This window comes from Cupriavidus basilensis, from assembly GCF_029335485.1.
GTDB lineage: Bacteria > Pseudomonadota > Gammaproteobacteria > Burkholderiales > Burkholderiaceae > Cupriavidus > Cupriavidus basilensis_E.
Map to the genome: position 1 here is coordinate 1 of NZ_JARJLM010000452.1, position 9,731 is coordinate 9,731.

Here is a 9,731-nt window from a genome sequence, read left to right on the forward strand (position 1 = left end):
GCCGGGGTTTGCAGGCTGCTGTACGCGGCCGGGGCCGGCGCCGACCTGACGCAGGCGGTGCTGGCCGCCGGCGCGGATGTCACGGTCGCCGCGTCGACCGCGGCGCTGCTCGACGAACTGGGCAAGGCGCTGGCATCGCTGCCGATGGGTTTGCGCTTCTACGCCGCAGGCGACGAGGACTTCCTCGCCCAGGCGAGCCGGCTGGCCGAACGGCACGGGCTGGATCCCGCCGAGATGCAATGCGAATGCGTGGCGCCGGGCCTGCGGCGGGTCTATTGCGTGCATTGCCGCACCTGCAACGAAGCGGTGGCTGGCGGTATCGCAGCTTGCGCGGGATGCCGCCGCAAGCTGCTGGTGCGCGATCATTACTCGCGCCGCCTCGCCGCCTTCATGGGCGTGATGGCCGACGCGGAAACGCCGGGGGCAGCATGAAACCGCAAGACAGCATGCCGGTGCGCGTGGCGCGGATCGAGGCCGTGACGCCGCTGGTCAAGCGCTTCACGCTGGAGCACGCCGACGGGGGCGAGCTGCCCGCCTTCTCGGGTGGCAGCCATATCGTGGTCGAGATGCAGGGCGAGGGCCGCCTGCATCGCAATCCGTATTCGCTGATGAGTTCCCCCTGGGAGACCGGCCGGTACCAGATCGGCGTGCGCCGGGTCGACGAAGGGCGGGGCGGTTCGCGCTTCATGCACGAGCGGGTGAGCGAGGGCGCGCTCCTGCGGGTCTCTGCCCCGGTCAATCTCTTCCCGCTGCTCAAGACGCGCCGCAAACATATCCTGATTGCCGGCGGCATCGGCATCACGCCGTTCTTCTCGCAACTGGCCGAGCTGCAACGGCTGGGGACCCCCTATGAGCTGCACTATGCGGTGCGCAGCCAGGCGCACGCCGGTTTTGCCGGCGAGCTGCACCGGCTGGCCGGCGAGAGGCTGCATCTGTATGTGGAGGACGCTGGCCAGCAACCGGACTTCGCCAAGGTGCTGGCGGGCCAGCCGCTGGGTACCGATGTCTATGTATGCGGTCCTGCCGGCATGATCGACGCCGTGCGCCGCGCGGCGGGCGCCGCGGGATGGTCGGACGGCCACGTGCACTGGGAGCAGTTCCTGGCACCGCCGGCGGGCGCGCCGTTCGAGGCGGTGCTCGCGCGCAGCGGCATCACCGTCCAGGTCGGCGCGCAGGCCAGCCTGCTCGAAGCGATCGAGGCGGCCGGCGTGAAGGCGCCCTACCTGTGCCGCGGCGGCGCCTGCGGCCAGTGCGAGCTTGAGGTGCTGGAAACCGACGGCGAACTGGTCCACCACGATCACTATCTTTCCGCCGAGGAAAGGGCGGGCGGCCGAAAGCTGATGCCCTGCGTCTCCCGGGCGAATTGCCGGCGCCTGGTACTGGCGATCTAGGAGGCTTGATGCAACCCACGTTCAAGACGGATGAAACCTTCCGCGGCAGTTTCGACTACGCCAACAGCCCGGCGGCGATCCAGCGCTTTCCGTTTCCGTTCCCCGAAGACCGGTACATGTACTCGGTCAATATCGAGCCGCATGGCGCCGGGCCGGCGGGCAGCGTCACCGAACATCCCTTCGACATCGACGAGCACTATATCGGCGAATGCCGCGAACGCGCCCTGGTCCTTGCCCGCGACCCGGGCCGCTGCATGGCCCTGCCGCACATGATGCAGGCGCAGTGGGACACGCTGGAGCTGATGATGGCGTCGCTCGTGGCCGCCTATCCCGCGCATTTCACGCTGACGCGCGATGGCGCGCGCTGGACCTGGGAGAACCGCCTGCTGGGCCTGCGCCAGGACTTCGTCTTCGGCGACGCCGCGACGTTGCCCTGTGCGCCGCTGGAATACATCACACGGCAGAACCAGGGCGACTGGGTGCTGATGGACCATCGCCAGGACAACCTGTTCATGGATGCCGGCATGGTCACCACGCAAGCCGACTGGTCGCTGGATTTCGATCTGGGCATGAGCTTCAGCGAGTGGCACGGGCCCGTGCCGCTGGCGCACGAGCTGGGCATTTTCGACCGTGCCCTGAAGTACCTGCTGCATCTGCGCGTGGGCGCGCCGGTGCGCCGGCTGAACTGGACCATGACGATCCACCCGCGCCTCGACACCTCACCGGAGCGCTATCCGGAGTGGGGCGCGGACCGGGCCTCGGTCACCCGCGAGAACGCGGGCGGGCTGGTGCACCTGCGGGTGGAACTGCAGACCCTGTTCCGGCTGCCGCGCAGCAACGCCATCGGCTTTGGCGTGCGTTGCTACCTGATCAGCCTGCAGGAACTGGCCACGGTGCCCAAGTGGGCGGCGCGCCTGCACCGCGTGCTGCGCACGCTGCCGGAGGAACTGGTCGACTACAAGGGCATCACGCGTTACCGCCAGGCCGCGATCGGCTGGCTGGCGCAGTACGACGACGGCCGCGCCCTCGGCGCGGGCACCGCCCCGGGATAAGCGCGGCGAAGACACGGCAAGATCGGCACCCACGGAAGATTCAATGCGGAGCCAGCGCGCTCCGCACTGCCTGCGACGCCTTGCGCGTTCGCTCCACAAACCGGCTGGAGACAAAAAAATGGCCCGCGACCCACGCTACGACATCCTGTTCGAACCGATCCAGATCGGTCCCAAGACATTGCGCAACCGGTTTTACCAGGTGCCTCACTGCATCGGCGCCGGGTCCACGCTGCCCGGCTTCCAGGCGGCGCACCGCTCGCTGAAGGCGGAAGGGGGCTGGGCCGCGCTGAATACGGAATACTGCTCCATCCACCCGGAATCGGACGACACGCACCGGATGTCCGCGCGGATCTGGGACGAGGGCGATGTGCGCAACCTGCGCGCGATGACCGATGAGGTGCACAAGTACGGCGCGCTGGCCGGCATCGAGATGTGGTACGGCGGCGCGCATGCGCCCTGCATGGAAAGCCGCGCCACGCCGCGCGGCCCCAGCCAGTACGCGTCGGAGTTCGAGACGCTGACCTACTGCAAGGAGATGGACCTGCGCGATATCGCACAGGTGCAGCAGTATTATGTCGACGCCGCCTATCGCGCACGCGACGCCGGCTTCGATATCGTCTACGTGTACGGCGCGCACTCCTACCTGCCGCTGCAGTTCCTCTCGCCTTACTACAACAAGCGCACCGACAAGTACGGCGGCTCGCTGGAGAACCGCGCCCGCTTCTGGCTGGAGACGCTGGAGAAGGTGCGCCGCGCGGTGGGCGACGACTGCGCCATCGCCACGCGCTTCGCGGTGGACTCGCTGTACGGCTGCGCCGGCATCGAGGTGGAGCAGGACGGCATGAAGTTCGTCGAGATGGCGGATTCCCTGCTCGACCTGTGGGACGTGGACGTGGGCGACATCGCCGAGTGGGGCGAGGATGCCGGCCCTTCGCGCTTCAACCTGCAGGGCCACCAGATCCCGTGGACCCGCTTTATCAAGCAGGTGTCGAAGAAGCCCGTGCTGGGCGTGGGGCGCTTTACCGATCCCGAGAAGATGACCGAGATCGTGACCAAGGGCATCGCCGACATCATCGGCGCGGCGCGGCCGTCGATTGCCGACCCGTTCCTGCCCAAGAAGATCGAGGAAGGCCGCATCGACGATATCCGCGTCTGCATCGGCTGCAATGTCTGCATCTCGCGTTGGGAGATCGGCGGGCCGCCGATGATCTGCACGCAGAACGCCACCGCCGGCGAGGAATACCGCCGCGGCTGGCACCCGGAGAAGTTCGCCAGGAAGAAGTCCGACGACGCGGTGCTGGTGGTGGGCGCCGGCCCGGCCGGATCGGAATGCGCGCGCGTGCTGATGGAGCGCGGCCATACCGTCCACCTGGTCGACCAGGCCGAGAAGATCGGCGGCCACCTGAACCAGATCGTCACGCTGCCGGGCCTGGGCGAGTGGGGCTACCACCGCGATTACCGCGAGACCCAGATCAACAAGCTGCTGAAAAAGAACAAGCAGAGCCAGCTCGCGCTCGGGCAGAAGGCGCTGACGGCCAACGCCATCCTGGAATACGGCGCCGAGAAGGTGGTGATCGCCACCGGCTCGCACTGGGTCTCCGACGGCACCAACTGCCTGACGCACGACCCGATCCCGGGCGCGGACGCCTCGCGCGACGACCAGCTGACGCCGGAGCAGGTGATCGCCGGCAAGAAGAAGATCGGCAAGCGGGTGGTGATCCTCAACGCCGACACCTACTTCATGGCTCCGAGCCTGGCCGAGAAACTGGCCACCGCGGGCCACGAGGTGACCATCGTCAGCGGCGTGCACCTGGCCAACTACATGCACTTCACGCTGGAATACCCGAACATGATGCGGCGCCTGCACGAGCTCCACGTGAAGGAGATGGGCGACCATTTCTGCAGCCGCATCGAGCCGGGCCGGCTGGAGATCTACAACATCTGGGGCGACGGCTCCCGCCGCACCTATCGCGGCCCGGGCAAGTCGCCGCGCGACGAGAACAAGAGCCACCGCTGGCTGGAGTTCGACTCGCTGGTGCTGGTGACCGGACGCCGTTCCGACGATAGCCTCCATCGCCAGCTGAAAGCCGCGCAGGACCGTTGGGAGAGCGCCGGCATCAAGGGCGTGTACCTGATCGGCGACGCGGAAGCGCCGCGGCTGATCGCCGATGCCACCTTCGGCGGCCAGCGCCTGGCGCGCGAGATCGAGGAAGGCGATCCGCAGATCCCGCTGCCCTACCGCCGCGAGGTGCCGGTCTGGGGCGTGCCGCACAAGAAGGAAGGCACGTTCGAGATTATCTACAAGATCTGACCCCGGGCGGAGGACGGCCGCGCAGGCCGTTCCCTCCGGACGTTTCGCGCCCCCGCATCCACACGGACGAAAAGCCGCCATGCCAGCCGCAGACAAGTTCGACCCGCTCCAGGTGACCCGGGTCCTGTTTGAAGGATTCTCGTCACCCGCCATCGTGCTGTTCTACCTGGCGGGCTTCGCCGCCATCGGCGTGTTCTGCTACGGCTGCTACGTACAGATTCGCAAGTACCGGCGCGGCCAGCCGCTGGGCACGCCGCTGGAAATCGGCACGCGCTTCATGCAGATGCTGCGCACCGTGGCCAGCCATCGCACCATCGCCCGGCGCGATGCCGCCGCCGGCCGCGCCCACCGGCTGATCTTCTACGGCTTTGCGCTGCTGTTCATCGGCACCGCCACCATCACGCTGGATTACGACATCACCGGGAAGCTGTTCGGCCTGCGCTTCTGGCACGGCAAGTTCTACCTGTGGTTCTCGCTGGTACTCGATTGCGCCGGCGTCGCCATGATCGCCGGGCTGGTCTACATGATGATCCGGCGCGGCTGGATCAAGCCGCCCAAGCTGGACTACACGCGCCCGGACCGCAAGCCGGGCGAGCCGGGCTACGACCGCAGCGGCTACCGCCGCGAGGACTGGGCCTTCCTGTGGGCGCTGATCATCATCGGCGTCACCGGCTACGTGCTGGAGGCCGCACGGCTGGTGTGGCTGCAGGAGCGGCCGGAGGTGTGGGCGCTGCGCTGGTGGTCGCCGTTCGGCGCCGCGCTGGCCGAGGCGATGCGCGCCGTGGGCGTCAGCGCCGGAGTGGCGGGGGCGCTGCGCGGCGGCTTGTGGTGGTTCCACGGCTTGCTGGCATTGACGCTGATCGCGCTGATCCCGTTTACCAAGGTCAAGCACATCTTTACCGCCGCCGGCTCGCTGATGCTGCGCGATCCGCTGGCCGCGCAGCGCCTGCCGCGCCAGGCGGCCACGGGGGACAAGGTCGGCTACGGCACGATCACCGATTTCACCTGGAAGCACCTGCTCAACCTGGATGCCTGCACCAAGTGCGGCCGCTGCCACGAGGCGTGCCCGGCGCAGGCGTCCGGCGCGCCGCTGTCGCCGCGCGACGTGATCCTGTCGCTGCGCGAGTTCGCCAACGACGCACTGCAGAAGCAGGCCCTGCCGGACGAGGTCAAGCTGAGCCCGCATGGCAAGGACGGCGGCCAGGTGTTCATGGAGACCTTGTGGTCCTGCCGTACCTGCATGGCTTGCGTGGAGATCTGCCCGGTGGCGATCGAGCATGTGCCCATCATCGTGCAGATGCGCCGCAAGCTGGTGGAAGACGGCGATATGGAGCCGCAACTGCAGAAGACCCTGCAGACCATCCACAAGACCGGCAACTCCTTCGGGGAGTCCAAGCGCAAGCGGGCGGCCTGGACCAAGTCGCTGCCGTTCGAGATCAAGGACGCGCGCAAGGAGCCGGTGGACCTGCTGTGGTTCGTCGGCGACTACGCCTCGTTCGATCCCCGCAACCAGAAGGTCAGCCAGGCGTTCGCCACCTTGCTGCACGAGGCGGGCGTGAACTTCGGCCTGCTGTTCGAGGGCGAGTCCAATGCCGGCAACGATGTGCGCCGCGTGGGCGAGGAAGGGCTCTACGAACTGCTGGCGGAGACCAATATCGCGACGCTGGGCACCGCGCAGTTCAAGCGCATCGTCACCACCGACCCGCATTCCTACAACACCATCCGCAACGAGTACCCGGATTTTGGCGGCAGCTACGAGATCGAGCATTACACCAGCTTCGTGCAGCGCATGCTGGAGCAGGGCCAGATCAAGGTGCGCCAGCCGCAGCGCCTGCGCGTGACCCTGCACGATCCTTGCCACCTGGGCCGCTTCAACAAGGGCTATGGCGCGCCGCGCGACATCCTCAAGCAGATCGGCTGCGAGCTGGTGGAGATGCCGCGCCATGGCGACAATTCATTCTGCTGCGGCGCCGGTGGCGGCCGCATCTGGATGCCCGACCCGGTCGGCGCGGAAAAACCATCGCAGAACCGCATGCGCGAGGCCGCCGGCATCGAAGGGCTGGAAGTCTTCGTGGTGTGCTGCCCGAAGGACCTGACCATGTTCGAGGACGCGCTGAAGACCAGCGGCTACGAGGGCAGGTTCGTGGTGCGCGAGCTGATCGAGATGATCCGCGACGCGCTGGCCGCGCCCGCGGACGTGGTGGCCGAGGCGGACGGCACCGTCGCCGGCCTGGTCGAAGCCTGAGCGCGCGGCGATGGAATTCACCGGCCGCCACTGGAGCGAGCTGCTGCGGCGCGCCCTCGAGGACGTGGAGCCATATGCGGCGGCTGCGCTCTATCCCCATGCCCCGGCAGTGCATCGCGAGTGGCTGTCGCCGCGCCTGTTCGGCGCCCGGCGCGATCGCCTGCTGCTGGCGTCGGCCGGGTTTGTCGCACCGGCAGTGCTGGCGCGGCTCGCCGGGATCGCCGGCGCTGACGGCATGGTGGGGCTTCGGCTCGCACGCAATCCCGCGGCCCCCGCGGCCAGCCTGGTGGCGCTCTGGCGCGGCGCGGACAGCGGCCGCCTGCGCCTGCTGCTGGCAAGGCACGCGCAGATGCCGCGCGCGATCCTGGCGGAAATCGCCGAAGGCGCCGGCCAGGTCGAAATCCTGCGCGCGCTGTGCGAGAACGCCGGCGCCGCCCCCGATGTACTGGCGGCGCTGGAGCGGCGCCAGCTGCCTGCGCTGCAGCGCCTGCTGGCGATCAACCTCGCCACCGGCGCGGACACCCTGCTGGCATTGTGGACGGCGGCCGGCGAGGCGGCGGTTCGCGCCCAGGTCTTGCTGCATCCGCATTGCCCGGCGCCTTTGCTTCGGGCCATGCCGGGGTCGGTGCTGGAGCGGCGTTGTCTCGCGCAGCAGGCACGCGTGCCGGTGGCATTGCTGCGGCAGCTTGCCGGCGATGGCGACGCCAGCGTGCGGCAGGCCGCCGCCGCCCATGCCGCCATGCCGGCGCAGGCTTTGCTGACGCTCTGTTTCGATCCCGATGGCGGCGTGCGCCGTGCGCTGGCCGGGCGCGCCGACCTGTCGGCACGGATGGCCGGCTGGCTGCTGGAAGACCAGGACGCCTGGGTGCGCCGCACCGTGGCGCGCAATGCAGCCTGCCCGCCGGGCCTGCTGGCACTTGCCGCGGGGGATGCGCAGGCCGAGGTAAGGCGCGCGGCAGCCCGGCATCCGGCTTGCCCCGCCGCCTTGCTGGCGCGGCTTGCAGCCGATCCGGCCAGCTGGGTGCAGGCGGGCGTTGCCTACCGCGACGACCTGGCGCCGCCGCTGCTGCGCCGCCTTGCCCGCAGCACCGACGTGGACGTGCTGGCCGGCGTGGCCCGCAATCCGGCCACCTCGCCGGCGCGGCTGGCCCGGCTGGCGGCGCACGAGAGTCCCGACGTGCGCCGCGCGGTGATCCTGAACCGCATGGCGCCGCGCGATGTCCTGCTGCCCCTGCGGCAGGACGGCTATGCCCTGCACCGCGCCATGGTGCTGGAGCACCCGAACCTGACGGACCTGGATCGCTGGCGCATGCGCGGCGATCCGGATGCGCAGGTCCGGTTCCGGATCTTCGGCCATTTCGCCCGCCAGGCCGGCATGCGAGCCGCGGCGCGGAGCGGGGCCCGGACCAGAGCCACACAACAAGCACTGCTGACGACGATGGAGACGATATGAAGATACTGGTGACGATCAAGCAGGTGGCGACCCTGGACGAGGATTTCGAGATGCGCGGCGATGGCCGCGATATCGATCCCGACTTCCTGGTGCATGACCTGAACGAGTGGGACAACTACACGCTGGAAGAAGCCATGCGGCTGAAGGAAGGCCCGGGCGGCGAAGGCATCGAAGTGGTGGTGGCCACGGTGGGGCCCGGCAGCGCGGACGAGGAGCTGCGCAAATGCCTGGCCAAGGGCGCCGACCGGGCAATCCGTATCTGGGACGACGCCCTGGAAGAAGCCGACCCGATCGCGGTGGCGCGCGTGCTCGCCGCACTGGCGCGGCGCGAGTCGGCGGATCTCGTGTTTGCCGGGGTGCAGGCTTCCGATCACGCCTTCGGCGCCACCGGCATGGCCATGGCCGGCTTGCTGGACGCGCCTCACGCGGCGGTGGTGGCCGCGCTCGAGTACGCCCCGGGCGAGCGCACGGCAACGGTCCGGCGCGAGCTTGAAGGCGGTACCTATGCCGCGGTCAGGATCGCTACCCCGGCGGTGCTCACCTTGCAGCTGGGCATCAACACACCGCGCTATGCGTCGCTGCGCGGCATCAAGCAAGCGGCGCAACGGCCGATCGAGGTGGTTTCGCCGCAGGACATCGGCCTTGCCGCGGGCGACACCGGCGCGGCCGGTTCGCTATCGCGGGTGCGGCGCATGTATGTGCCGGAGAAAGGGCGGGCGCAGATGATCGAGGGAACACCGGCGGAACAGGCATCGCAACTGGCAAGGATCATCAAGGAATTCAGGGGAGAGGCATGATGGCGGGCATTCTGGTGATAAGCGAGCATCGCAAGGGAGAGTTGCGCCCGGTCAGCCGCGAGCTGATCGGCCTGGCGGCAGCGCTGAAGGCGGCGAGCGGTGAACCGGTGCAGGTGGCGGTGATTGCCGCCGACCCGGGGCAATACGCCGAATCGCTGAAGCTGGCAGGCGTCGACGAGATCGTGACCGTACAGAGCGCCGGCGACGCCTTCGATCCGGAGGTCTACGAGGCATCGGTGCGCGCGTTGATCGCCGCGCGCCAGCCCTCGCTGGTGCTGCTGCCCCACAGCGTGGACACGCTGGGCTACGCCGCGCCGCTGGTGGCGCGCGACGGCCATGGTTTCACCACCGATGTGTTCAAGGTGGAGCGGGATGCCGGCGGCTGGGTCGCGACCCGTTCGGGCTACGGGCAGAAGGTCAACGTGGAGATGGAGTTTCCCGGGCGCGCCACGGTGGTGCTGACCGTGCGGCCGGGGTCCTTC

8 protein-coding genes are annotated in these 9,731 nt (G+C 68.8%); all 8 read left to right on the plus strand.

All coding sequences use genetic code 11. The annotated features are described in order from the left end of the window. Window positions 1-432: dimethylamine monooxygenase subunit DmmA family protein (locus tag P3W85_RS27440; RefSeq protein ID WP_276267063.1), on the plus strand; the 432-nt coding region annotated here is incomplete at its 5' end. Beyond that, on the plus strand, window positions 429-1,391 hold the full coding sequence (locus tag P3W85_RS27445; protein WP_276267064.1) for a PDR/VanB family oxidoreductase: 963 nt from the start codon (window positions 429-431) through the stop codon (window positions 1,389-1,391). The genes P3W85_RS27440 and P3W85_RS27445, both read left to right, overlap by 4 nt. Window positions 1,392-1,399: 8 nt before the next feature. Continuing rightward, complete coding sequence (locus P3W85_RS27450) at window positions 1,400-2,443, plus strand: heme-dependent oxidative N-demethylase family protein (RefSeq protein WP_276267065.1); 1,044 nt, start codon at window positions 1,400-1,402, stop codon at window positions 2,441-2,443. A gap of 118 nt (window positions 2,444-2,561) precedes the next feature. After that, window positions 2,562-4,754, plus strand: a complete 2,193-nt coding sequence (locus P3W85_RS27455) for an FAD-dependent oxidoreductase (RefSeq protein WP_276267066.1) — start codon at window positions 2,562-2,564, stop codon at window positions 4,752-4,754. 79 nt (window positions 4,755-4,833) lie between these two features. Then, window positions 4,834-6,999 carry a (Fe-S)-binding protein gene (locus P3W85_RS27460; protein ID WP_276267067.1) on the plus strand — a complete coding sequence of 722 codons (2,166 nt, stop codon included), beginning with the start codon at window positions 4,834-4,836 and terminating at the stop codon, window positions 6,997-6,999. 10 nt (window positions 7,000-7,009) lie between these two features. After that, window positions 7,010-8,452, plus strand: coding sequence for a hypothetical protein (locus tag P3W85_RS27465; protein WP_276267068.1), 1,443 nt, complete (start codon window positions 7,010-7,012; stop codon window positions 8,450-8,452). Further along, window positions 8,449-9,249 (plus strand): electron transfer flavoprotein subunit beta/FixA family protein, encoded by an 801-nt coding sequence (locus tag P3W85_RS27470; RefSeq protein ID WP_276267069.1) that lies wholly within the window; start codon window positions 8,449-8,451, stop codon window positions 9,247-9,249. Before P3W85_RS27465 ends, P3W85_RS27470 begins: the two co-directional genes overlap by 4 nt. Beyond that, a partial coding sequence (locus P3W85_RS27475; protein ID WP_430869630.1) for an electron transfer flavoprotein subunit alpha/FixB family protein occupies window positions 9,246-9,731 on the plus strand: 486 nt, incomplete at its 3' end. The genes P3W85_RS27470 and P3W85_RS27475, both read left to right, overlap by 4 nt.

Excerpts from the sequence above, each read along its gene's own strand:
- P3W85_RS27470 (WP_276267069.1), top strand. The coding sequence starts at position 8,449 with ATGAAGATACTGGTGACGATCAAGCAGGTGGCGACCCTGGACGAGGAT.
- P3W85_RS27455 (WP_276267066.1), top strand. The coding sequence starts at position 2,562 with ATGGCCCGCGACCCACGCTACGACATCCTGTTCGAACCGATCCAGATC.
- P3W85_RS27460 (WP_276267067.1), top strand. The coding sequence starts at position 4,834 with ATGCCAGCCGCAGACAAGTTCGACCCGCTCCAGGTGACCCGGGTCCTG.
- P3W85_RS27445 (WP_276267064.1), top strand. The coding sequence starts at position 429 with ATGAAACCGCAAGACAGCATGCCGGTGCGCGTGGCGCGGATCGAGGCC.
- P3W85_RS27450 (WP_276267065.1), top strand. The coding sequence starts at position 1,400 with ATGCAACCCACGTTCAAGACGGATGAAACCTTCCGCGGCAGTTTCGAC.
- P3W85_RS27465 (WP_276267068.1), top strand. The coding sequence starts at position 7,010 with ATGGAATTCACCGGCCGCCACTGGAGCGAGCTGCTGCGGCGCGCCCTC.